The following is a 21,180-nucleotide window of genomic DNA, read 5'->3' as shown; positions in this document are numbered from 1 at the left end:
TTGTGTGTCGTGGGGGTGGTGCGGGGGGGTGGTCCCGGAGCTGAGCCGGGCCCCCACGCCGGAGGGTCGTAAACCAGTCAGGCCGGTGAAAGATCAGCTCCACGAACGGGGGACAGCGGGTTACGACATGACGGCGGACCAGTGGTCGGTCGGGTCACGTCGGTGAACGTACGACCGGTCGGTGACCGACGATCAGTGAGGCCGACGGTCGGGGAGGTCGGTCGGGGAGGCTGGTGATGAGTGGCCGACGTCCGGTGATCGGCCATCGGTGATCGTTGCAGGGGGATCGGCCATCGGTGGCCGGTGATCGGTGATCGGCCGGTCAGTGGATGATGCCGGTGCGCAGGGCGACGGCGACCATTCCGGCACGGTCGCCCGTGCCGAGCTTGCGGGCGATGCGGGCGAGGTGGCTCTTGACGGTGAGGGCGGACAGTCCCATCGAGACGCCGATCGCCTTGTTCGACTGGCCCTCCGCGACCAGCCGGAGCACCTCGACCTCACGGCCGGAGAGCTCGCGGTAGCCGCCCGGGTGACTCGGGGCACCCGGGGGGCGGCGGTGCATACGGGCGGCGGAGCCCATGGGGGCGGCACCGGGTCGGGAGGGGAGCCCGATGTTGGTGCGGGTGCCGGTGACGACGTAGCCCTTGACGCCGCCGGCCAGGGCGTTGCGCACGGCGCCGATGTCGTCGGCGGCGGACAGGGCCAGGCCGTTGGGCCAGCCTGCCGCGCGGGTCTCGGACAGGAGGGTCAGGCCGGAGCCGTCGGGGAGGTGGACGTCGGCGACGCAGATGTCGCGGGGGTTGCCGATGCGGGGACGAGCCTCCGCGATGGACGAGGCTTCGATGACATCGCGCACGCCGAGCGCCCACAGGTGGCGGGTGACGGTGGAGCGGACGCGCGGGTCGGCCACGACCACCATGGCGGTGGGCTTGTTCGGGCGGTAGGCGACCAGGCTTGCGGGCTGCTCGAGGAGAACGGACACCAGGCCTCCTGGGGTGGGGGACGGGGGCCGGCTTGTGGGGATGAAGCCGGGACGAACCGTGCTTTCAAGGTCACAGTCGTCTTCGGCACCAAACCCGTCCGCCTTTAGAGAATGATCACGATCTGGTGAGTAACAATACGTGCAATTCGGACACGCGATCGATCATCCGAAGATCGAATCGGTTCGGGCCGTTGCCGTACGGGACAGAAAGTGGCCGTATCGACAAAGAGATGGTCAATGAAGGGTGAGTCGACGGGACTCGGGTGGACAGGGTGAGTCGACGGGACCCGGGTGGACGGGTCCCCGATGAACGGCGGTGAGGGTTCAGCGCGCCTGCGGGTCGCGGCGCTGCGGCAGCGTGACCACCGAGGCGTCGCCGGGGGCGGCCGGCGGCAGACCTGCCACCTGGGCCAGCAGGTCGCACCAGGAGGCCAGGTGGGCCGCGGTGTCCGGGGTGCCGGTGCGGCCCTCCCGGGGCGTCCAGGAGGCCCGGATCTCGATCTGCGAGGCGGCGGGGCGCGCGGACAGCCCGCCGAAGTAGTGCGAACTGGCGCGCGTCACGGTCCCGCTCGGCTCGCCGTACGTGAGGCCGCGCGCCTGGAGGGCGCCGGTCAGCCACGCCCAGCAGACCTCCGGCAGCAGCGGATCGGCCGCCATCTCCGGCTCCAGCTCCGCGCGCACCAGTGTGACCAGCCGGAACGTGCCGTGCCAGGCGTCATGCCCGGCCGGGTCGTGCAGCAGCACCAGACGCCCGTCGGCGAGATCCTGGTCGCCGTCGACGACCGCAGCCTCGACGGCGTACGCGAACGGGGCGAGACGCTGCGGGGCGGGCGTCGGCTCCACCTCGACCTGCGGCCGCAGCCGGGCACCGCGCAGCGCGTCGACCGCGGCCCGGAAGGCCGGTGGTACCGGTGGCGCCGTACTCCCGGTATGTCCTTCGTCCTCCCCGTTGTCCTTCCCTTCGCCCATCCCGCCAGCGCCGTCCGACAGTCGTCCCTGAGCCGCAGCCATGCGGGGAAGAGTAAGGGGAACGACGCCTTCGTGCAGGGAGAGACACCACCTAAGGGCCACGTAAGGGCGCGGCCAGGTCGGCTTCCGGGGCGTGCGAGACTTGCCGTCGTGAGTGCGAACGGAAGCCCCACGGGCCAGCAGCCGACAGCGACGTACGACAGTGCCTTCCTGAAGGCGTGCAGGCGTGAACCCGTGCCGCACACCCCCGTCTGGTTCATGCGGCAGGCCGGCCGGTCGCTGCCGGAGTACCACAGGGTGCGCGAGGGCATCCCGATGCTGGAGTCGTGCACGCGGCCCGAGCTGGTCGCCGAGATCACACTCCAGCCCGTCCGCCGGCACAACGTGGACGCGGCGATCTACTTCAGCGACATCGTCGTCCCGCTCAAGGCCATCGGTGTCGACCTCGACATCAAGCCCGGCGTCGGCCCGGTCGTCGCGCACCCGATCCGTACCCGTGCCGACCTCGCCCAGCTCCGCGACCTCACCCCCGAGGACGTCTGGTACGTCACCGAGGCGATCGGCCTGCTCACCGCCGAGCTCGGCCCGACCCCGCTGATCGGCTTCGCCGGCGCCCCGTTCACCCTCGCGAGCTACCTCGTCGAGGGCGGCCCCTCGCGCACGTACGAGAACGCCAAGGCGATGATGTACGGCGACCCGGAGCTCTGGGCCGACCTGCTCGACCGCCTCGCCGACATCACGGCCGCGTTCCTCAAGGTGCAGATCGAGGCCGGCGCCTCCGCCGTCCAGCTCTTCGACTCCTGGGCCGGCGCGCTGGCCCCCGCCGACTACCGGCGCTCGGTGCTGCCCGCCTCGGCGAAGGTCTTCGACGCCGTCGCCGGATACGGCGTTCCGCGCATCCACTTCGGGGTCGGCACCGGCGAACTGCTGAAGCTCATGGGCGAGGCCGGCGCGGACGTCGTCGGCGTCGACTACCGGGTCCCGCTCGACGAGGCCGCCCGCCGGATCGGCCCCGGCAAGGCGCTCCAGGGCAACCTCGACCCGGCCGTCCTGTTCGCCGGCAAGGAAGCGGTGGAGACCAAGGCGCGCGAGGTGCTCGAAGCGGCGGCCGGTCTCGAAGGCCATGTCTTCAACCTGGGCCACGGCGTGATGCCGTCCACCGACCCGGACGCGCTGACCCGGCTCGTCGAGTTCGTCCACACCGAGACGGGGCGCTGACCCGATCCGCTACCAGCTGTGCCGGGGCCGGGCCCGTCTGCCGAACAGCAGGCCGCGCGGTTCCGGCGGCGGGGGCGTGCCCGGCTTGAGCGGCCAGGCGAGCACCATGCCCACCAGGAAGCCGACGATGTGCGCGGCGTACGCCACGGTCCCGGCGTCGGAGACACCCTCGCCGGACGAGTACACGGCCTGGAGCACGAACCAGAAGCCCAGCACCAGCCAGGCGGGCAGCCGCAGCGGCAGGAAGACCAGGAACGGCACCAGGACCCAGACCCTGGCCGTCGGGTAGAGGACGAGGTAGGCGCCCAGGACCCCGGCGATCGCGCCGGACGCGCCGATCAGCGGGTCGCCCGACGAGGCGTTGAGGAGCGCGAAGCCGTAGCCGGCCGCGTAGCCGCAGAACACGTAGAAGAGGAAGTACCGGATGTGGCCCATCCGGTCCTCGACGTTGTTGCCGAAGATCAGCAGGAACAGCATGTTGCCCAGCAGGTGCAGCCAGCTGCCGTGCAGGAACATCGCCGTGAAGACCGACAGCGCCGGTGACTTGTCGTAACCGGGCGGGCCGACGACACAGCCGGGGCCGTTCCGGCCGACGCCCACCTGGCCGGTCGGGACCACCTGCGGCAGCTGATGGTGGATCAGCTCCTTGGGTACCGCCGCGTAGTGGTCCATGAAGGCCTGCAGATGACACAGCTGCGCCAGATCGCTGCCGCCGGCCACGGAGTCGGCTATGCCGGGCGTGAACAGGAAGACGAGCACGTTCGCGGCGATCAGTGCGTACGTCACGTACGGCGTGCGACGCACCGGGTTCACGTCATGAACGGGGATGACCACAGCTGACTAGTGCCCAGGGCGGGGGCGCTCGAAGCGCGGGGTGTCGCCGTGAACGTCGGCACGCGCGCGTGCGTATGTCCCTGCGACCGACGTGAGGTTCAGGCGACGTGAGGAACAGGCGATGAACGAGCGGGTTACTCCTCAGGCATTCCCTCCCATGCAGGCGCTCCCCGACGGCGAGGCGGAGCTCTCCCTTGTCGTGAAGCTTCCCTGGGAGGACGTGGCGCGGCTCGGCCAGGAGGCGGGGCGGCTGGCCGCGCAGATGCAGCGGCCGGTGACGCTGGACGAGGCAGTCAGCAACCGGCTGCGGTCGACGCGACCCGCGGCCGCGCATGCGCGGCCGGGGACCGAGCAGGGGGGTGGGGTTGCCGCGGCTGCGCCGGGTGGCGCAGGGGTCACTTCGTTGCCGCGGATCAGCGGGACGGCTTGATCGCCGTTGCGGGGTGCGGGTGGGCTGTGGCTGGTCGCGCAGTTCCCCGCGCCCCTTGGTAGGCCGCCTGGGCGCTTCTCAGAAAGCCCCGCTGCGTACCTTGGCCGTCGCCTTGCGCGCGGCTACGAGTACCGGGTCCCACACGGGGGAGAACGGCGGGGCGTAGCCCAGGTCCAGGGCCGTCATCTGTTCCACCGTCATGTTGGCCGTGAGGGCGACGGCCGCGATGTCGACCCGTTTGCCCGCGCCCTCCCGCCCCACGATCTGGACGCCGAGCAGGCGGCCCGTCCGGCGTTCCGCGAGCATCTTGACCGTCATGGGGTTCGCGCCTGGGTAGTAGCCGGCGCGGCTCGTGGACTCGATGGTGACCGTCTCGAACTGCAGGCCCACCCGCAGGGCGTCCTTCTCGCGCAGACCGGTGCGCGCGATCTCCAGGTCGCAGACCTTGCTCACCGCCGTACCGACGACACCCGGGAACGTGGCGTAGCCGCCGCCCACGTTGGTGCCGATGACCTGGCCGTGCTTGTTGGCGTGGGTGCCCAGCGGGATGTACTGCTCCTGGCCCGAGACCAGGTTCAGGACCTCCACGCAGTCGCCGCCCGCCCAGATGTCCTCGTGCCCGCGCACCCGCATCGCGAGGTCGGTGAGCAGGCCGCCGTGCCCCCCGACGGGCAGGCCCGCCGCCTGGGCCAGGCCGGTCTCCGGGCGGACGCCGATGCCCAGGATCACCACGTCCGCCGGGTACTCGGCGTCCTCCGTGGCCACCGCGCGCACCCTGCCGTCCTGGCCGGTGAGCACCTTGGTGACCGCGGCGTCGTTCACCATGGTGATGCCGAGGCCCTCCATGGCCTCGTGCACCAGGCGGCCCATGTCCGGGTCGAGCGTGGACATCGGCTCGCTGCCGCGGTTGACGACCGTCACCTCGTAGCCCCGGTTGATGAGCGCCTCGGCCATCTCGACGCCGATGTAACCGGCGCCGACCACCACGGCCCGGCGGCCACGCGTGCGTGCCAGCGTGTCGAGGAGGGCCTGGCCGTCGTCCAGGGTCTGCACACCGTGCACCCCCGGCGCGTCCGCGCCCGGCATGTCGGGGCGGATCGGGCGGGCGCCGGTGCCGATGACGAGTCTGTCGTACGACGTCCAGGACTCGGCGCCGGAATCCACGTCACGCGCGCGTACCCGCTTCCCGGCCACGTCGATCTCCGTGACCTCGGTGCGCATCCGCAGGTCGATCGCGCGGGTCCGGTGCTCCTCGGGGGAGCGGGCGATCAGCTCGTCCCGCTCCCCGACGTCACCGCCGACCCAGTACGGGATGCCGCACGCCGAGTAGGAGGTGAAGTGGCCGCGTTCGAAGGCCACGATCTCCAGCTCGTCCGGTCCCCGCAGCCGGCGTGCCTGGGACGCCGCGGACATCCCCGCGGCGTCACCGCCGATCACGACCAGTCGTTCCCGCCCACCGCTCATGTTCATGCGAACACGCTACGGGGCGCGGGCATTTCGGGCTCGCTCAGGTCTCGCTGCCGGGCTGGGCGGGGGTACGACGCCTGCGTACGAGCTTCCACCACAGCAGCGCCGCCACGGCCGCCAGCGCCGCGAACGGCAGGGCCGCGCCCAGGGCCAGGGCGATCCAGCGGAGCATGGTGACGAAGACGTGCCAGCCGCCGGACACGGCGTCCACGAACCCCGGGCTGTCGTCCTTCGCGGCCTTCGCCACCGGCGTCCGGGTGAGGGACAGCGTGATCGTGGCCATGCTCGTGCGGTCCTTCAGGGACGCCTGCCGGGCGAGCAGCGCCTCCAGGTCTGCCTCCCGGCTGCTCAACTCCCCTTCCAGGGTGACCACGTCACTGAGCTTGGAGGCCCGGTCCATCAGCTCGCGGACCCGGGCCACGCTGGCCCGCTGCGACTTGATCCGGCTGTCCACGTCGACCACCTGGTCGGTGACGTCCTGCGCCTTCGCGGTGCGGTCGATCAGCTTGCCCGCGCCCTGGAGGCCGGTGAGCACCTCGTCGTACTTCCCGGTGGGGACCCGGAGGACCACCCGGGTGCGTTCGTTGCCCTCCGCGTCCCGGCTGGTGGTCTCGTTGCCGACGTAGCCGCCGGCGTCCTCCGCCGCGGTGCGGGCCTCGTCGAGGGCCTTGGGCACGTCCTTGACCTGCACGGTCAGCGAGGCGGTGCGGATGATCCGGTTCACCGTGAGATCGGGCGTCGTCCGGCCGGTCCCGCTGCCGCTGTCCTTGGCGCCTGCCGAGCCCGCCGCCTCCTGGGCCGCGCTGTTCACACCGGCCTTGGCATCGCTCGCGGAGCCTCCGTCGGCGCTGTCGTTCGCCCCGCATCCGGTGAGGACGAGGGCGGCGGAGAGCAGGAGGCCGGCGAGGGCGGGTCGTACGGGATGGCGCATGGTTCCCCCCGGGGGTCGTGATGACTGACCTTCCTTCGACGCCGGGGCGGGGCGGGACGTTTGGCGGCGCGGGTCCCGATGCGGTCACGGTCCGGACGCGTGCCGGTCACCGGGCCCGGGCGGGAGCGTCGGTGAGGTCTGAGAGAGTGGGGTTCATGAGCGCAACGGGTACGGGCACGGGGCAGGTCGTCGTCATCGGAGCCGGGATCGCGGGGCTGGCCGCGGCGCACCGGCTGCTGGAGCGCGGCGCGCGCGTGACCGTGCTGGAGGCGTCGGAGAGAGTCGGCGGCAAGCTGCTGCCCGGCGAGATCGCGGGCGTGCGGGTCGACCTGGGCGCCGAGTCGATGCTGGCCCGCCGGCCCGAGGCGGTCGCCCTGGCGCGCGAGGCCGGCCTCGGCGAGCGGCTCCAGCCGCCGGCCACCGCCTCCGCCTCCATCTGGACCCGGGGCGCCCTGCGCCCCATGCCCAAGGGCCATGTCATGGGCGTCCCCGGCACCGCCGCCGCACTGTCCGGGGTGCTGTCCGACGAGGGCATCGCCCGTATCGAGCGCGACGCCGACCTGCCCCGTACCGAGGTCGGCGACGACGTTGCGGTGGGGGAGTACGTGGCCGCCCGGCTGGGCCGGGAGGTCGTCGACCGGCTGGTCGAGCCCCTGCTCGGCGGGGTCTACGCGGGCGACGCGTACCGCATCTCGCTGCGCTCGGCGGTCCCGCAGCTCTACCAGGCGGCCAGGACCCACGACTCGCTGACGGAGGCCGTCCGCGAGATCCAGGCCAGGGCGGTCGCGGGCCGGCAGACCGGGCCGGTCTTCATGGGTATCGAGGGCGGCGTCGGCACCCTGCCGCTCGCGGTGGCCGAGTCGGTCCGGGCCCGCGGCGGCGAGATCGTCACCGGCGCGCCCGTGACGGAGCTGCGCCGGGTGCGGGCCGACCGGGCGGACGCGGCCGACCGCGACGGCTCCCGCACGCCGGACGCCGACGGTTCGCGCACCGCCTGGCGCATCGTCGCCGGTGACCGGGTCCTGCACGCCGACGCCGTGGTCGTCGCCGTTCCGGCGCCCGTCGCCGCCACCCTGCTGCGCGCCGAGGTGCCCGCCGCCGCGGCCGAACTGTCCGCCGTCGAGTACGCCTCGATGGCCCTGGTCACCCTCGCCTACCGCCGCGCCGACCTCGCCCTCCCCGAGGGCAGCGGCTTCCTCGTCCCGCCCGTCGACGGCCGCACCATCAAGGCCTCCACCTTCGCTTCCCAGAAGTGGGGCTGGATCGCCGACGAGAACCCGGACGTCGTCGTCCTGCGCACCTCGGTCGGCCGGTACGGCGAGACCGCGGTCCTCGGTCGCGAGGACGCCGGCCTCGTCGACCTCTCCCGGCACGACCTGCACGCGGCCACCGGCCTGGACGCGGCCCCCGTCGCCACCCGCGTCACCCGCTGGACCGACGGCCTTCCCCAGTACCCGGTCGGCCACCACGCGCGCGTGGCCCGCGTCCGCGAGCACGTCGGCAAGCTGCCGGGCCTCGCGGTGTGCGGGGCGCAGTACGACGGCGTGGGCATCCCCGCCTGCATCGCGAGCGCGTACGCCGCGGTGGACCAGCTGGCGGGCGACCTCGCCGGCGTCGAGGAGCTGACGGCCAACCCGGTGCAGAGCCTGCACGGCGGAGCGGGAGAATAGGGACCATGAGTGACGACGCCCCCACCACCGAGTCCGGCAGGATCCCGAACAAGGGCAAGCTGGCCAAGGACCTCAACGAGGTCATCCGCTACACCCTGTGGTCGGTCTTCAAGCTGAAGGACGTGCTGCCCGAGGACCGTGCCGGCTACGCGGACGAGGTCCAGGAGCTGTTCGACCAGCTCGCCGCCAAGGACGTGACCGTCCGCGGCACCTACGACCTCTCCGGGCTGCGCGCCGACGCCGACCTGATGATCTGGTGGCACGCCGAGACCAGCGACCAGCTGCAGGAGGCGTACAACCTCTTCCGCCGCACCAGGCTCGGCCGTGCCCTGACGCCGGTCTGGTCGAACATGGCGCTGCACCGCCCCGCCGAGTTCAACCGCTCGCACATCCCGGCGTTCCTCGCCGACGAGACCCCGCGCAACTACGTGAGCGTGTACCCGTTCGTGCGGTCGTACGACTGGTACCTGCTGCCCGACGAGGACCGCCGCCGGATGCTCGCCGACCACGGCAAGATGGCCCGCGGCTACCCGGACGTGCGCGCCAACACGGTCGCCTCGTTCTCGCTCGGCGACTACGAGTGGCTGCTGGCCTTCGAGGCCGACGAGCTGTACCGCATCGTCGACCTCATGCGCCACCTGCGTGCCTCCGAGGCCCGGATGCACGTCCGCGAGGAGGTCCCGTTCTACACGGGCCGCCGCAAGGACATCGCGGAGCTGGTCGCGGGCCTCGCCTGACCGGTCGTCAGCGCTGGCCGGCCTTGCCCTTCAGGGAGTCCCGCAGGTTCTTCCGCCGGACATGGTCGGCCGCCGGCTTCGGCTCACGGTGGCCCGCACAGGAGGCGCGCCGGTCCGGGAGCCTGCCCTCCAGCAGGTAGGCCTCCAGGTAGCCGTTCACGCACTTGTTGGGGCCGCCGCCGATGCCGTGCGTGCCCGCGTCCCGCTCGGTCACCAGTACCGAGTCGGCCAGCCGCCGGTTCATCTCCAGCGCGCCCGCGTACGGCGTGGCCGCGTCCCGCTCGGCCTGCAGGATGAGCGTCGGCGGCAGCTCACCTGGGCCCGTCCGTACGTCGAGGGCCTTCTGCCGGGGCACCGGCCAGTAGGCGCACGGCAGGTTCATGAAGGCGTTGTCCCAGGTCTCGAAGGGCGCCACGCGGGCGAGCCGGGTGTTGTCCCGGTCCCAGGTGGCGAAGTTCCTCGGCCAGGGGGCGTCGTTGCACTCGACGGCCGTGTAGACGGCGTTGCCGTTCTCCGCCTCGGCGGCCGTCTCCGTCACCGGCGCCGCCAGCCGGACCAGCGGCTTGGCGTCCCCCCTGAGGAACTTCGACAGCGCCTCCGCCCGGCTGGGCCAGTAGTCGTCGTAGTACCCGGCCGACAGGAACGCGCCCTGCAACTGCCCCGGCCCGACCTTCCCGCCGGCCGCCTTCTTGGCCAGCCGCCTGCTCGCCTTGTCGTAACTCGCCTGCACCTTCGCGGCCGTGTCACCGAGCCCGTACACGTCGTCGTGCTTGGCGATCCAGTCCCGGAAGTCCGCCCAGCGGCCCTCGAACGCGGCCGACTGCTCCAGGTTGTCCCGGTACCAGATCCGCTCGGGGTCCGGGTTCACCGCCGAGTCCAGCACCATCCGCCGTACGTGCGAGGGGAAGAGGGTCGCGTACAGCGCGCCGAAGTAGGTGCCGTACGAGGCGCCCATGAAGGTCAGCCGGTCCTCGCCGAGCGCCGCGCGCAGTACGTCCAGGTCCCGGGCGTTGTTGAGCGAGGTGTAGTGGCGCAGCCTGCTCCCGGAGCGCTTGAGGCAGCCCTGCGCGTATGCCTTCGCCTCCTTGATCCGTGCCTTCTTGTACGACGCGGAGGGATGCGTCGGCGACTGCGACGGCGCCTTGAAGAAGTGCTTGGGGTCGACGCAGGACAGCGGGGCGGAGCGGTCGACGCCGCGCGGGGCGTAGCCGACCAGGTCGTAGGCGGCGGCGATGCGCTTCCACTCGGGCAGCACGCCGATCATCGGGAAGATCATGCCGGAGGCGCCCGGGCCGCCCGGGTTGTAGACCAGGACGCCCTGCCGGGGCACCTTGCGCTTGCTGTTGTGCGGGTCCTTGTGGGTGGCCACCACCCGGCTGACGGTCAGCTTGATCTGCTTGCCGTCCGGGTGCGCGTAGTCCAGCGGGACGGTCACCGTGCCGCACCGGAAGGTGTCCGGCGCCTCCAGGTCGGCGGCGCACCGGCCGAAGTCGATGCCCTCCGCGCGCGCCCGCGCGGCGGCCACGGCGGTGCCGCGCAGTTCGGCCGCGGTCGTGTCCGGCACGCGGGGGGCGCTCCCGGCCGGGGCTGCGGCCAGGGTGGTCAGGATCAGGGACCCGGCTGCCGAGTACAGGGCGGGGGCTCTCATGGCGTATCCCTTCGGTGCACGGCTGCGGTGGCGTGGCGGCAAGGCACCGCAGCGACTGCACGGCAGCAATAAAAGGGATATTTCGACCGGTTGTCGGCGAAGGCAAGCACCATCGGGCCGGTGTCGGCGCATTGCCCCCTATGCGCCCCCGCTCACTCCCGCGGGAGCTGGTCCCGGTGTGCGAAGGCCGCACGCAGCTCCGGCTCGCCGATCGCGCGGATGCCGCGTACCGCGACGGACGTCAGCAGCGAGTGGTCGTCGGCCGTGCGGTTCACCCGCCGGTGCAGCACGCCGAGCAGCCGCTGCCCGGCTGGGGAGGCCCACCGCGAGTACGGGTGCACCTCGACCCGGGCGATGGCCAGGCAGCTCAGCGTCAGGGCGAGGGGCAGCGCGAACCAGACCGCGACCAGGTCGCGCGGCATCTCGGTCGGGGCGGGCAGCGTGAGCGCGGCGACGCCCAGCCCGAGGACCGCCAGTGCGGCGGCCCGGACCTGCCGGACACCGGACGCGACCGTGGTCCGCGCCGCCGCGTCGGGCACCGCGAGCCCCGCCCGCACCAGCCCCTCGCCGAGACTCCGCACGGCGTCCGTGTCGGCGGCCGCCGAGCGCACCGGCGCTATCCGCGACTGCCCCTCGGGCCCGATGGCCCCTATCACCGACCGCTCCATCTCGTCCCGCCCCCGCGGGTCCACGACGGTCGCCCAGCCGGTGTGGGCCAGCAGCAGCCGCCGTTGCCTGGCCATGGACACCAGCGTCAGATCGGCGACCCGCGCGGGCCCGCCGGACAGGAACGCGGCCTCGTACAGCGTCAGATCGTGTCCCCGGCCCGCGTCCGCGTCGACGACCGCCGTCCGTACGGCGGCCAGGCACAACCGGGTGCAGGCGGTGCCGGCGACGGCCCAGGCCAGGAGCAGGAGAAGGACCCAGAACATGACACGTTTCTATGCCAGCGGCCTGGCCACCGCCATGCCCTGTTCACATTCCGGACCGAGTGTTGTCGGTATGTGACGTTCCGCTTCCCCTGCAGGTCAGGGGTTCTGGGACGTCGGCTCGGGACTGGCGGTGGCGGGCGGCAGCGTGTACGTCGAGGACGGCGACGCCGCGGGTGCCGGCGCCGCCGCGACCGGGGTCGCGTCGGCGGGGGCGACGACGGGCGGCGAGGCCACGGGGGAGGGCGTGATGGCCAACTGCTGCGCCAGCGTGGCGAAGTCGACGTAGCCCGTCGCCTCCAGGACCTTGATGTGGTCGAGGACGGTGGTGTTGGCATCGTCGGCGAGGTCGCGGACCAGTGTGTTCTGGGTGGCGGCGCGGACCTGGGCGACCACGGAGAAGACCCGGCCGTGGGCCAGCCGCACGATGTTCGCGAACTCCCGGTCGAAGTCCTGCCCCTGCGCGGCGCTCAGGGTGGCGAGCCACTGCTGCTGCTGGGCGTTGGGCCCGTTCGGGATCGGCACGCCGAGCTGGGTGGCGACGGTGCGGACGTGGGCGTCGAGGGAGGTGTGCCCGTCGACGAGGTGCTGCCCGGCCGTCCGTACGGCCGCCGTGGTGCCCTTCTCCTCCGCCATCTCCCCGGCCGGCAGCTCCCAGAGCCCGGCGAGCCGGACCTTGACGATGAAGTCCCGGTCCTGCGCGGACAGCGGGCCGTACGCCGTCGACACGGTCTGGGCGCTGAGCACGTTCACCGAGCCGGTCGGGTCCGAGCGGTCGGCGTACGACCAGATCGGGAACACCAGGGCGGCGAGGGTCGCCGCGAGACAGACGATGATCAGCGAGGTACCGCTGAATATGCCTCGTCCCTGGACGGGGGGTCGGGGTCGCGCGCGCATGATGCCTCCTGCACCGCACGGTGGGGCTTCGCCGCGCGGGGTTGGCATATTACCGACGGGGAGCTTCGGCCGGACCTCGGGTGCGGGCCGGTGGGGGCTGGCCGCGCAGTTCCCCGCGCCCCTGACGGGGCGCTGTCCAGCCGTGTCCTGCGGCACCCGGCCAGCGCCGGTGAGCGTCCCCACCCCCCCGGCCGCTACCCCCGCCGCAGCAGCACCCTCCGGGCAAGCGATCGCCGAGGTGCCGACCCCGCCCGCTCCAGCCACCACTGCTCCAGTCGCCGGTGAGAAACCTTGTCCGTAGGCCGCCCTGCCCCCAGCAGCACCCCCGCGAACTCCAGCGCGTCCCGCCGGTAGCCCCCCGTCATCGGCCGCTCCTGCGCATACGCCAGGAACGCCGCCCGGTAACCCGCCCCCAGGATCTCCGGCAGCTCCGGCGCCACCTTCGCCACCACGTCCGCCCGCTTCGCCGCCAGTGCCCGCGCCTGCACCCCCATCCGCACCCGGTCGAACCCCTCCGGCACCGGTGTCCCCGCGACCAGCGAGGACAGCACCGCGGCCTGTGCGAGCCCGACCCGCTGCCGGGTGGCGTCGGGGACCTCGGGCGCGGTCGCCGTGGGCGAGGGCTCCCACTGCCCGCCGGCCACCGCACCCCCCGCCGCCACGGCCGCCCGGATCGCCGCGAGCTCCCGCTCCAGCTCGGCCGGTTCCGGGAAGTTCTCGTCCCGCTCCAGCAGCACACCCGGCGGCGCCACCCGGGACGCGAGGCCGGTCAGGATGTCCAGGACCGCAGGGGGCACCGGCTGGGCGTGGCTGTCGTGCCAGACGCCGTCCCGCTCGGAGCCGCCCGCGACATGGACGTAGGCGATGGCCTCGACGGGGAGTTCGGCGAGCGCCTCGGCCGGGTCCTCACCCCGGTTGACGTGGTTGGTGTGCAGGTTCGCCACGTCGATCAGCAGCCGTACCCCGGTGCGGTCCACGAGGTCGTACAGGAACTGCCCCTCGGTCATCTCCTCGCCCGGCCACGAGACGAGTGCGGCGATGTTCTCGACGGCGAGTGGCACGGGCAGTGCGGCCTGGGCGATCCGGACGTTCTCGCAGAGCACGTCGAGGGCGTCCCGGGTGCGGGGGACGGGGAGCAGATGGCCCGCTTCCAGGACGGGCGACACCGTGCGCGGGCCGCCCGCGCGGACGAACGCGATGTGCTCGGTGACCAGCGGCGAGCCCAGCGCCGCCACCCGCTCGGCGAGTGCGGCGAGCCGGTCCTCGTCCGGGCGGTCCGCGCCGCCGAGACCCAGCGAGACGCCGTGCGGCACGACCGTCACCCCGCGTTCGCGCAGCCGCCGCAGCGACTCGGGGAGGTGACCCGGGCAGGTGTTCTCGGCCACGACCTCGACCCAGTCGATGCCCGGCATGCGCTCCACGGCGTCCGCGATCTCCGGCCGCCAGCCGATGCCCGTTCCCAGCCGCTCCAAGGCCATGGCCGTCCCCCCTGCTGCTTCGAGTGAGGGGGGTATGGCCCCGGAGCGCGCCCGCGAACCGTGCTGCCTGCCGCTTCAGAGCAACATTTGAGGTTCGGGGTCGCGCTCCGGGGAGCTCTTCGGCTACTGGCCGAGCAGGCCGAGCGAGTCCGTGGGGTCCGGGCGAGCCGTGTTCACCGTGCCCGGCGCGCCGGGGGAGGGCTTGGACGAGGTCTGTACGTTGCCGCTGGCCTGCGCGGCCGGGGCGGAGGGCACCACCTGCCCGGGGACCGGCGCGGCCGGGCCGGTCGGGCTGGCCGTGGCCGCGTTGGCGATCTCGTTGGCGATGGCGTCGAAGTCGACCTTGCCGGTCTTCTCCAGGATCGTGATGTGGTCGAGCACGGTCTGGTTGGCGTCCGAGGCCAGCTGCCGTACCAGGGTGTTGCGGGTGGTGTTCCGCACCGTACCGATCGCCGGGAAGATCTTGCCGTGCGCGGCCCGCAGCAGGTTCACGAACTTGTACTCGTACTCCGAGCCGGTCGCCGCCGACATCTCGTCGAGCCAGCCCTGCTGCTGCTCGTTCGGCACGTTGGGCAGCTCGACGCCCAGCTGCGCCGCGATGATCCGGACCCGCTTGTCGAGGTCGGTGTGGCCCACGATCAGGTGGTCGCCGGCCTCCTTGATCGCCGTGCTCGGCGCCCGCTGGATGGCCTGCTGCCCGGCCGGCAGCTCCCACAGCCCGGCCAGCCGGACCCGCACGATCAGGTCCCGGTCGGCGGCGGTCAACGGACCCCACTGAGTCGCCACGGTGCCCGCCGCCACATTCGCCTGCCCGGTGCCCGAGCGGTCGGCGTACGACCACACGGGGTAGGCGAGCGCGCCGAGCGTGGTGGCCATGGCCGCCATGATCAGGGCCGTTCCGTTGAAACGCCGCAAGGGATGCCTCCCCGTGTCGCTGGTTCAGTGCCAGGACGTACGGGTGGGGCGGCAGCGGTGTTCAAACAAACGGCAAAGTTTCCAAGGAAAGGTAAAAGATCCGAGGTCAGGGTGGATGGTTTGACAATCGAGTATCTCCATGTTCAAGCTTATGTGTCTCGAAAATCGAGACACATGAACATCGAGGAAAGTGATCGTCATGCACGTCTTGGTCATAGGCGGCGGCACCGGCGGGATGTGCCTGGCGCACGGTCTGAAGGAGGCCGGCGTCTCCGTCGCGGTGTACGAGCGCTACGGCTCCCGGAGCGACGGCCTGTACGGCTACCGGGTCGGCATCGACCCCACCGGCAGCCGTGCCCTGCACGAGTGCCTGCCGCCAGGGCTCTTCAGCACGTTCGTCGACACCTGTGCCCGGGACCCCCGGTACTTCAACGTGCTCACCCAGTCGAACCGCACCACCGCCACGATCGAGCTGCCCGAGGCCGCCGACGAGGTGAACAGCGAACGCTCCGTGTCCCGCTCGACCCTGCGCCAGGTGCTCTTCACCGGCATGGACGACGTCGTGCACTACGGCAAGGAGTTCACCCGCTACGAGCAGCACCCGGACGGCAGGGTCACCGCCCACTTCGCCGACGGCACCACCGCGACCGGTGACGTCCTGGTCGCCGCCGACGGAACCCGCTCCGCCGTACGCCGGCAGTACCTTCCGCACGCGGAGATCAGGGACACCGGGATCACGGCCGTGGCCACCAGGACCGCACTCACGCCCGAGACCCGCGCACTGCTGTCGGACGAGGTGCTCAACGGACTCTCGCTGATCTTCGGCACCAAGGGCCTCATCGGCATGCTGCACGTCATGGAGTTCAAATGGGACGCCGAGGGCCGGCCCAAGAACCCCGCCGACAAGGCCCTGCCGGCCGGCTGGTCGGGCCTGCGGTTCGACAACACCCACGACTACATCAACCTGTCCGTGTGGAGTTCCCACGACCACTTCCCCGAGGACACGGCCCGGCAGCGCGGCAAGCAGCTCGTCGACACGGTCCTGGGAGTGACCCGCAACTGGCACCCGGACCTGCGCAGGATCTTCGAACTGTCCGACCCGGCGGCCGCGTTCCCGCTGAAGATCGCCACCTCGGTCCCCGTCGAGCCGTGGCCGACGACCACCGTCACCCTGCTCGGCGACGCCATCCACACCATGACCCCGGGCCAGGGCGTCGGCGCCAACACCGCGCTGCGCGACGCCTCGCTGCTCTGCCGGGAACTGACCGCCGCCGCCCGCGGCGACAAACCGCTGCTCACCGCGATCGGCGACTACGAGGCGAAGATGATCCCCTACGGCTTCACCCGCGTCGCCGAGTCCCTCGACAACAACGGCACCAGCGGCGACGACCCGCTCTACCGGCCCGTCACCGGCCGCCTCGCCCTCTTCGCCACCCGCAGCTTCTTCAGCGTGACCGGCAAGGTCCCCGCCCTGCGCCGCAAGTTCCTCGCCGACATGTACGCCTACCGGGGCGCCGACACCGACTGACAGCCCCTAGCCCCGGAGCGCGGGATGGTCCGCGACCACCGTGCAGCTGCCCGGCGCGATCTCGGTGAACCCGGCGTCCCGGACCAACGGCAGCCCGCTGTCCGTCAGTTGACGCCACTCGGCCGGATCGGCGGTCCGTACGGCGAGCGGGAACCCGGCGTCGCGCCAGGCGTCCCGCTCCGCCTCCGACAGCGCCCACCAGGCCAGTTGGGCCCCGTGCCCGGCCTGCGCCATCGCCTTGCCGGCCGACATCTCCAGCTCCGGGTTCAGCCACAGCACGGGCCCGGCCCTGTCGGCGCCCACGGGCGGCTCCGGATCGTCCAACTCGGTCCCGGACACCTGCAACTTGGCCAGCTCCTTGGGCCACCCGTCCAGGGGAACGGGCGGAAACACCCGTACCTCGGCGGACTTCCCCGTGAGGGTGATCCCGGGCAGTTCCCCGGCCCGCCGCCACTCGGCCCCGCGCGCCCGCCGCACGACCTTCCGGATCCGCGCGTCCTCCCAGTCCCGCACGGCCTGAGCCCACTCCCCGTCGCCGAGCGCCCGCGGGTCACTGAGCAGGGTCAGGACAGCCCGAGCGGCTGTTTCGAGTGCGTCGGTGCGGGCCGGGGGAGCCGACTTCTCTATCCGCACGACAAGGGGCAGCACAAACTGGGGTGCTTCGTCCCGGCTGTTCGCCGAGACCTGGAAGGGAGCGCTCACTGCACCAACCTATAAGGGGCGCGGGGAACTGCGCGAACAGCCCCCACGCACCTGCGGTCCGCGCACAACCGCAACCCACCACCCCGATCCCGCTCCACAATGACCCCATGCACCGTGATCTTGAACTGGCCCGCGTAGGCCGCCGCTACGGCATACGCGGCCCCTGGGTGTTAAGAGGCGTCGACCTCACCATCACCCCCGGCTCCCTCACCCGCGTGGAGGGAGCGAACGGCACCGGCAAGTCCACCCTGCTCCGCCTCGTCGCCGGCATAGACACCCCCACCGAGGGCCGTATCACCGGCCGCCCCCGCACCGCGTACGTGCCCGAGCGCTTCCCCTCGGCCCTCCCCTTCACCCCCTCCGGCTACCTCACCCACCTCGGCACCGTGCACGGCCTCTCCCGCCGGTCGGCCGCCGCCCGCGCAGCGAACTGGCTGGAGCGGTTCGGCGCCGCGGCCTACGCGGCCACACCCATGGCCCAGCTCTCCAAGGGCACCAGCCAGAAGGTCGCGGTTGCCCAGGCGCTGCTCGCCGACCCCGAACTCCTCGTCCTCGACGAGGCCTGGACCGGCCTCGACGCCGAGGCCCGCGCCGAACTGGAGCGGGCCGTCGCCGAACGCACCGCCGCCGGGGGTGCCGTCGTGTTCGTCGACCATGATCCCCGGCGCCTCGCGGGCGTGCCCGACGCGGTCCACCAGGTCGTCGACGGCGCCCTCAGACCCCGTACCGACCAGGCGCCTTCACCCGTCGGCCCGCTCACCCTCGTCACCGTTCGGGGCCCGGCCGGCGGCCGGCTGCCCGCCGACGCGACCCGCACGGCGGCCTCGGCCGAGGAACCGGCCCCCGGTACCTACCGTCTTACGGTTCCCGCGTCCCACTCGGACGTGGTGCTGCGTGCCCTCCTCACGGCCCACCCGCCTTGGCATGTGGTCTCCGTCAGTCCCCCGGACGTCCGACCGGACGAGAAAGACCGGCCATGACCGGACTCCTCCGCTACCAGACCGCTCTCCTCCTGCGCTCCCAGCGCTGGCTGCCCCCGGTGATCCTGTACGCCGTGTTCCTGGGCGTGGGCGTGCAGAGCGGACAGCCGGTGCTGGACTCGCTCGGGTACACGGCCGCCGCGCTGCTGCCGGTGGCCGCCTGGCTGGTACGGATCTGTGTCACCGGCGAACCGCCGGCCGCCCGCGCCTGCGTCACCGCGGCGCGCGGCCCGGCCAGGACCCATCTGGCCGCCCTGCTCACCGCCTTCTTCGCCGCCGGCCTGCTCGGCACCGCGGCCACCCTCGTCGTGACGGTGATCAGCCGGCACGCCACCAACGACCACCGGCTCCCCGTACCACCCCTGCGGGCCGGCGCCGCCGGTCTCCTCGCGACCCTCGCCTGCGCGCTGCTCGGCAGCGCCGTCGGCGCGCTCACCAACCGGCCGCTGCTGCGCTCGCCGGGCCGGGCGGTGCCCACGATGCTGCTGGCCGCCCTGCTCTCGACGGTGGTCGCGGGTTCCCCGGCGCACGCGGCGGTCAGCGGCCTGGTCACCGGCTCGGAGTCCGGCCGGATCCCGGTCTCCCCGCTGCCGGTGGCCGCGGCGGCCCTGCTCACCACCGCGGCCTTCTCCCTGGCCTGCGCCCTCAACGGCCGCCGCTCACCCTGAACAGGCGCTCCGCTGCGCCTCCTGCCACTCACAGCGCGGACACATGGTGATGCCCTTGTACGACTCCGGGTACTCCGTCGGCTCCCGGCACAGCACACACTCCGCATACGGCACACACTCCGCATACGGCGGACCCTCCGCCGTCGGCGGCTTCGCTGCCCCGGTGGTCGTGCAGTAACCCTCGTCGCTCATGCCTCCAGCGTAGGACGGTCACCGGTGACCGGGCGTCTCCCCGATCAGCTCGGACACCTTCACGAACCGGAAGCCCCGCTTGCGCAGCTCCGGTACGACGGTCCGCACCACCTGCTCGGTGGTCGGGGCGGCGCTGCGGGTGCAGTGCATGACGACCACGGAACCGGGCTTCACCCCGTCCAGCACCTGCTTGGTCACCGCGTCGGCGTCCGTCGCGAACGCGTCCCCGCTCACCACGTCCCACTGCACCGCGGTGACCCCGAGCGCGCCGACCGCGCGCAGCGCCTGCCGGTCGTAACAGCCGCCGGGGAACCGGAAGTACGGCATCGGGTGCGGTACCCCGGCACGCAGCAGCGCGGCGTAGGCGCGCTCCACGTCCGACTTCATGTTCGCGGCGGAGACGGTCGGCAGGCCGTAGCAGTCGCCGGTGAAGGCGTAGTGGCTGTAGGAGTGGTTGGCGACCTCGAACTGCGGGTCGCGGCCGAGGGAACGGGCCTGCGCCGGGTACTCGTCGGCCCAACGGCCGGTCATGAAGATCGTGGCCGGCACCTGCAGCCTGCGCAGGGTCGCGATCAGCGCCGGGTTGTCGAAGTGCTCGCCCGCGGCCGCGCGCGGCCCCTGGTCGGCGGTCATGTCGGCGTCGAAGGTGAGGGCGACGGTCTTGCCCAGGGTGCGCGGACCGTTCATGAAGACGGGCGCCGCACCGCCGGGGCCGGGGGTGAGCGTGGGCGGCGGGGTGGCGGAGGAGGAGGCCCTGGCGGGGGCCGGGGGGCCGGGGTGGGGTGCCTCGGTGGTGCCACAGGCAGCGAGCGCGGCGCCCAGGGCGACGCAGACGGCGGTCGTACCGGCAAGACGGCGTGCTAGTCGGATCACCCTATGAACGTAGGTCGGAATGTCCGAATTTCCAGGGTGGCGCGGCGGGCGGCGCCTGGCCGGGTCACCCGGGCGGCGGCCCTGTCCGCAGGGTGCTCTCGGTGATGCCGGCCGGGGTCTCGCCGTTCGGCCCCGGCTGCTGCCGGCCGGCCCGCTCCAGGAACCGCAGCAGCTCCACCGGGAACGGCAGGACCAGGGTGGAGTTCTTCTCGGCGGCCACCGCCACGATCGTCTGCAGCAGTCGCAGTTGCAGGGCCGACGGGGTGGCGGCCATCTGCTGGGCCGCCTCGGCAAGCTTCCGGGAGGCCTGGAGTTCGGCGTCGGCGTTGATGATCCGGGCCCGGCGCTCCCGGTCTGCCTCGGCCTGGCGGGCCATCGAGCGCTTCATCGTGTCCGGCAGGGACACGTCCTTGATCTCGACCCGGTCCACCTGCACGCCCCAGCCCACGGCCGGGCTGTCGATCATCAGCTCCAGGCCCTGGTTGAGCTTCTCGCGGTTGGAGAGCAGATCGTCCAGGTCGCTCTTGCCGATGATGGAGCGCAGCGAGGTCTGGGCCATCTGCGAGACGGCGAACTTGTAGTCCTCGACCTTGACCAGCGCGCTCACCGCGTCGACCACCCGGAAGTAGACGACCGCGTCCACGCGCACGGTGACGTTGTCGCGGGTGATGCCCTCCTGGGCGGGGACCGGCAGCGTGACGATCTGCAGGTTGACCTTGTACAGCCGGTCCACGAACGGGATCACCAGATTGAAGCCGGGTGTCCGTACGTCACCCGTGACCCGGCCGAGCCGGAACAGCACGCCGTGCTCGTACTGCTTGACGACCCGCGCACCGGCGGCCAGGTACAGCGCGCCGAAGCACAGCGCCGCCACCACCGCGACCAGCAGTTCCTGAACCATCACGACCCCCAGGTAAAGAGGTCCGGTATGTCTGTTGCTGACACGATATGCCCGTTTGGAGGGTCGGGGCCACGGCCGCCGGGGAGCAGGTCCGGGCCGGGGTGCCCAGGGGCGGCCGCACCCCGGCCCGGGGCGGCCCCCCGGTCAGGCGGCCGTGTCCCAGGGGGCTTGGGCGAGAGGTCGTTACCCGGGGGTCATGGCTCAGGCGGTGAAATATAAACAAAAGAAGCA

The 21,180-nt window shown here is 72.4% G+C and carries 21 protein-coding genes; 7 read left to right on the top strand and 14 right to left on the bottom strand.

Features of this window, described 5'->3' with window-relative positions; all coding sequences use genetic code 11:
• Positions 1-322 precede the first annotated feature (322 nt).
• Positions 323-982, bottom strand: coding sequence for a LuxR C-terminal-related transcriptional regulator (locus ACFWPS_RS25740; RefSeq protein ID WP_383708525.1), 660 nt, complete (start codon positions 980-982; stop codon positions 323-325).
• A 324-nt stretch (positions 983-1,306) separates the two neighbouring features.
• A complete protein-coding gene (locus tag ACFWPS_RS25735; RefSeq protein WP_383708524.1) occupies positions 1,307-1,993 on the bottom strand; it encodes a DUF3000 domain-containing protein in 687 nt (228 codons plus the stop codon).
• A gap of 108 nt (positions 1,994-2,101) precedes the next feature.
• Here ACFWPS_RS25735 and hemE point away from each other — a divergent pair, with 108 nt between their 5' ends.
• Positions 2,102-3,169, top strand: coding sequence for a uroporphyrinogen decarboxylase (gene hemE / locus ACFWPS_RS25730; RefSeq protein ID WP_383708523.1), 1,068 nt, complete (start codon positions 2,102-2,104; stop codon positions 3,167-3,169).
• A 9-nt stretch (positions 3,170-3,178) separates the two neighbouring features.
• On the opposite strand, the gene ACFWPS_RS25725 is transcribed toward hemE, so the two are convergent.
• Positions 3,179-4,003, bottom strand: a complete 825-nt coding sequence (locus tag ACFWPS_RS25725; protein WP_383708522.1) for a rhomboid family intramembrane serine protease — start codon at positions 4,001-4,003, stop codon at positions 3,179-3,181.
• Positions 4,004-4,124: 121 nt separating this feature from the next.
• Here ACFWPS_RS25725 and ACFWPS_RS25720 point away from each other — a divergent pair, with 121 nt between their 5' ends.
• Positions 4,125-4,433, top strand: a complete 309-nt coding sequence (locus tag ACFWPS_RS25720; RefSeq protein ID WP_383708521.1) for a hypothetical protein — start codon at positions 4,125-4,127, stop codon at positions 4,431-4,433.
• Positions 4,434-4,511: 78 nt separating this feature from the next.
• Here the strand turns inward: ACFWPS_RS25720 and ACFWPS_RS25715 are convergent, their stop codons facing one another.
• Together ACFWPS_RS25715 and ACFWPS_RS25710 are read right to left on the bottom strand one after the other, a co-directional pair.
• A complete protein-coding gene (locus ACFWPS_RS25715; RefSeq protein WP_383708520.1) occupies positions 4,512-5,903 on the bottom strand; it encodes an FAD-dependent oxidoreductase in 1,392 nt (463 codons plus the stop codon).
• A 37-nt stretch (positions 5,904-5,940) separates the two neighbouring features.
• Positions 5,941-6,831 (bottom strand): DUF4349 domain-containing protein, encoded by an 891-nt coding sequence (locus tag ACFWPS_RS25710; protein ID WP_383708519.1) that lies wholly within the window; start codon positions 6,829-6,831, stop codon positions 5,941-5,943.
• Positions 6,832-6,986: 155 nt separating this feature from the next.
• Between ACFWPS_RS25710 and hemG the strand changes: the two genes are divergently transcribed.
• Both hemG and hemQ read left to right on the top strand, forming a co-directional pair.
• A complete protein-coding gene (gene hemG / locus ACFWPS_RS25705) occupies positions 6,987-8,501 on the top strand; it encodes a protoporphyrinogen oxidase (protein ID WP_383708518.1) in 1,515 nt (504 codons plus the stop codon).
• Positions 8,502-8,506: 5 nt separating this feature from the next.
• Positions 8,507-9,238, top strand: coding sequence for a hydrogen peroxide-dependent heme synthase (hemQ, locus tag ACFWPS_RS25700; protein ID WP_383708517.1), 732 nt, complete (start codon positions 8,507-8,509; stop codon positions 9,236-9,238).
• Positions 9,239-9,245: 7 nt separating this feature from the next.
• Here the strand turns inward: hemQ and ACFWPS_RS25695 are convergent, their stop codons facing one another.
• The 5 genes from ACFWPS_RS25695 to ACFWPS_RS25675 all read right to left on the bottom strand — a co-directional run bounded on the left by ACFWPS_RS25695 (position 9,246) and on the right by ACFWPS_RS25675 (position 15,105).
• A complete protein-coding gene (locus ACFWPS_RS25695) occupies positions 9,246-10,886 on the bottom strand; it encodes an alpha/beta hydrolase (RefSeq protein ID WP_383708516.1) in 1,641 nt (546 codons plus the stop codon).
• A 152-nt stretch (positions 10,887-11,038) separates the two neighbouring features.
• Complete coding sequence (locus ACFWPS_RS25690) at positions 11,039-11,818, bottom strand: TIGR04222 domain-containing membrane protein (protein WP_383708515.1); 780 nt, start codon at positions 11,816-11,818, stop codon at positions 11,039-11,041.
• A gap of 96 nt (positions 11,819-11,914) precedes the next feature.
• Positions 11,915-12,712 (bottom strand): DUF4142 domain-containing protein, encoded by a 798-nt coding sequence (locus ACFWPS_RS25685; RefSeq protein WP_383708514.1) that lies wholly within the window; start codon positions 12,710-12,712, stop codon positions 11,915-11,917.
• A gap of 194 nt (positions 12,713-12,906) precedes the next feature.
• Positions 12,907-14,190, bottom strand: coding sequence for a DUF692 domain-containing protein (locus tag ACFWPS_RS25680; RefSeq protein WP_383708513.1), 1,284 nt, complete (start codon positions 14,188-14,190; stop codon positions 12,907-12,909).
• 123 nt (positions 14,191-14,313) lie between these two features.
• Entirely contained in the window at positions 14,314-15,105 is a 792-nt protein-coding gene (locus tag ACFWPS_RS25675; RefSeq protein WP_383708512.1) for a DUF4142 domain-containing protein, read from the bottom strand.
• Positions 15,106-15,304: 199 nt separating this feature from the next.
• On the opposite strand from ACFWPS_RS25675, the gene ACFWPS_RS25670 reads away from it, so the two are divergent.
• Positions 15,305-16,633: an FAD-dependent oxidoreductase gene (locus ACFWPS_RS25670; protein WP_383708511.1), complete on the top strand. Its 1,329-nt coding sequence runs from the start codon at positions 15,305-15,307 to the stop codon at positions 16,631-16,633.
• A 6-nt stretch (positions 16,634-16,639) separates the two neighbouring features.
• Here ACFWPS_RS25670 and ACFWPS_RS25665 read toward each other — a convergent pair whose 3' ends face one another.
• A complete protein-coding gene (locus ACFWPS_RS25665; RefSeq protein ID WP_383708510.1) occupies positions 16,640-17,335 on the bottom strand; it encodes a peptidyl-tRNA hydrolase in 696 nt (231 codons plus the stop codon).
• Positions 17,336-17,442: 107 nt separating this feature from the next.
• Here ACFWPS_RS25665 and ACFWPS_RS25660 point away from each other — a divergent pair, with 107 nt between their 5' ends.
• Positions 17,443-18,315: an ATP-binding cassette domain-containing protein gene (locus ACFWPS_RS25660; protein ID WP_383708509.1), complete on the top strand. Its 873-nt coding sequence runs from the start codon at positions 17,443-17,445 to the stop codon at positions 18,313-18,315.
• Positions 18,312-18,983 (top strand): ABC transporter, encoded by a 672-nt coding sequence (locus ACFWPS_RS25655; protein WP_383708508.1) that lies wholly within the window; start codon positions 18,312-18,314, stop codon positions 18,981-18,983. Before ACFWPS_RS25660 ends, ACFWPS_RS25655 begins: the two co-directional genes overlap by 4 nt.
• Here the strand turns inward: ACFWPS_RS25655 and ACFWPS_RS25650 are convergent.
• The 3 genes from ACFWPS_RS25650 to ACFWPS_RS25640 all read right to left on the bottom strand — a co-directional run bounded on the left by ACFWPS_RS25650 (position 18,975) and on the right by ACFWPS_RS25640 (position 20,949).
• Positions 18,975-19,175 (bottom strand): hypothetical protein, encoded by a 201-nt coding sequence (locus ACFWPS_RS25650; protein ID WP_383708507.1) that lies wholly within the window; start codon positions 19,173-19,175, stop codon positions 18,975-18,977. The two genes, ACFWPS_RS25655 and ACFWPS_RS25650, sit on opposite strands and share 9 nt — an antisense overlap.
• A gap of 18 nt (positions 19,176-19,193) precedes the next feature.
• Positions 19,194-20,048: a polysaccharide deacetylase family protein gene (locus tag ACFWPS_RS25645; RefSeq protein ID WP_383708506.1), complete on the bottom strand. Its 855-nt coding sequence runs from the start codon at positions 20,046-20,048 to the stop codon at positions 19,194-19,196.
• A 64-nt stretch (positions 20,049-20,112) separates the two neighbouring features.
• The gene (locus ACFWPS_RS25640; protein ID WP_383708505.1) at positions 20,113-20,949 is read right to left on the bottom strand and encodes a slipin family protein; all 837 of its coding nucleotides are present in this window, start codon (positions 20,947-20,949) and stop codon (positions 20,113-20,115) included.
• Positions 20,950-21,180: the final 231 nt, after the last annotated feature.

This window comes from Streptomyces sp. NPDC058457 (assembly GCF_042720695.1).
Classification (GTDB): domain Bacteria; phylum Actinomycetota; class Actinomycetes; order Streptomycetales; family Streptomycetaceae; genus Streptomyces.
Note: the sequence above shows the minus strand (reverse complement) of the source record. Positions and strands in the feature narration are given on the sequence as shown.

What these genes read in the sequence shown, in the direction of transcription:
- ACFWPS_RS25720 (WP_383708521.1), top strand. Translation starts at nt 4,125, where the DNA reads ATGAACGAGCGGGTTACTCCTCAGGCATTCCCTCCCATGCAGGCGCTC.
- ACFWPS_RS25660 (WP_383708509.1), top strand. Translation starts at nt 17,443, where the DNA reads ATGCACCGTGATCTTGAACTGGCCCGCGTAGGCCGCCGCTACGGCATA.
- ACFWPS_RS25710 (WP_383708519.1), bottom strand. Translation starts at nt 6,831, where the DNA reads ATGCGCCATCCCGTACGACCCGCCCTCGCCGGCCTCCTGCTCTCCGCC.
- ACFWPS_RS25715 (WP_383708520.1), bottom strand. Translation starts at nt 5,903, where the DNA reads ATGAACATGAGCGGTGGGCGGGAACGACTGGTCGTGATCGGCGGTGAC.
- ACFWPS_RS25650 (WP_383708507.1), bottom strand. Translation starts at nt 19,175, where the DNA reads ATGAGCGACGAGGGTTACTGCACGACCACCGGGGCAGCGAAGCCGCCG.
- ACFWPS_RS25680 (WP_383708513.1), bottom strand. Translation starts at nt 14,190, where the DNA reads ATGGCCTTGGAGCGGCTGGGAACGGGCATCGGCTGGCGGCCGGAGATC.
- ACFWPS_RS25695 (WP_383708516.1), bottom strand. Translation starts at nt 10,886, where the DNA reads ATGAGAGCCCCCGCCCTGTACTCGGCAGCCGGGTCCCTGATCCTGACC.
- ACFWPS_RS25655 (WP_383708508.1), top strand. Translation starts at nt 18,312, where the DNA reads ATGACCGGACTCCTCCGCTACCAGACCGCTCTCCTCCTGCGCTCCCAG.
- ACFWPS_RS25735 (WP_383708524.1), bottom strand. Translation starts at nt 1,993, where the DNA reads ATGGCTGCGGCTCAGGGACGACTGTCGGACGGCGCTGGCGGGATGGGC.
- ACFWPS_RS25640 (WP_383708505.1), bottom strand. Translation starts at nt 20,949, where the DNA reads ATGGTTCAGGAACTGCTGGTCGCGGTGGTGGCGGCGCTGTGCTTCGGC.
- ACFWPS_RS25670 (WP_383708511.1), top strand. Translation starts at nt 15,305, where the DNA reads ATGCACGTCTTGGTCATAGGCGGCGGCACCGGCGGGATGTGCCTGGCG.
- ACFWPS_RS25690 (WP_383708515.1), bottom strand. Translation starts at nt 11,818, where the DNA reads ATGTTCTGGGTCCTTCTCCTGCTCCTGGCCTGGGCCGTCGCCGGCACC.
- hemG (WP_383708518.1), top strand. Translation starts at nt 6,987, where the DNA reads ATGAGCGCAACGGGTACGGGCACGGGGCAGGTCGTCGTCATCGGAGCC.
- hemQ (WP_383708517.1), top strand. Translation starts at nt 8,507, where the DNA reads ATGAGTGACGACGCCCCCACCACCGAGTCCGGCAGGATCCCGAACAAG.
- ACFWPS_RS25685 (WP_383708514.1), bottom strand. Translation starts at nt 12,712, where the DNA reads ATGCGCGCGCGACCCCGACCCCCCGTCCAGGGACGAGGCATATTCAGC.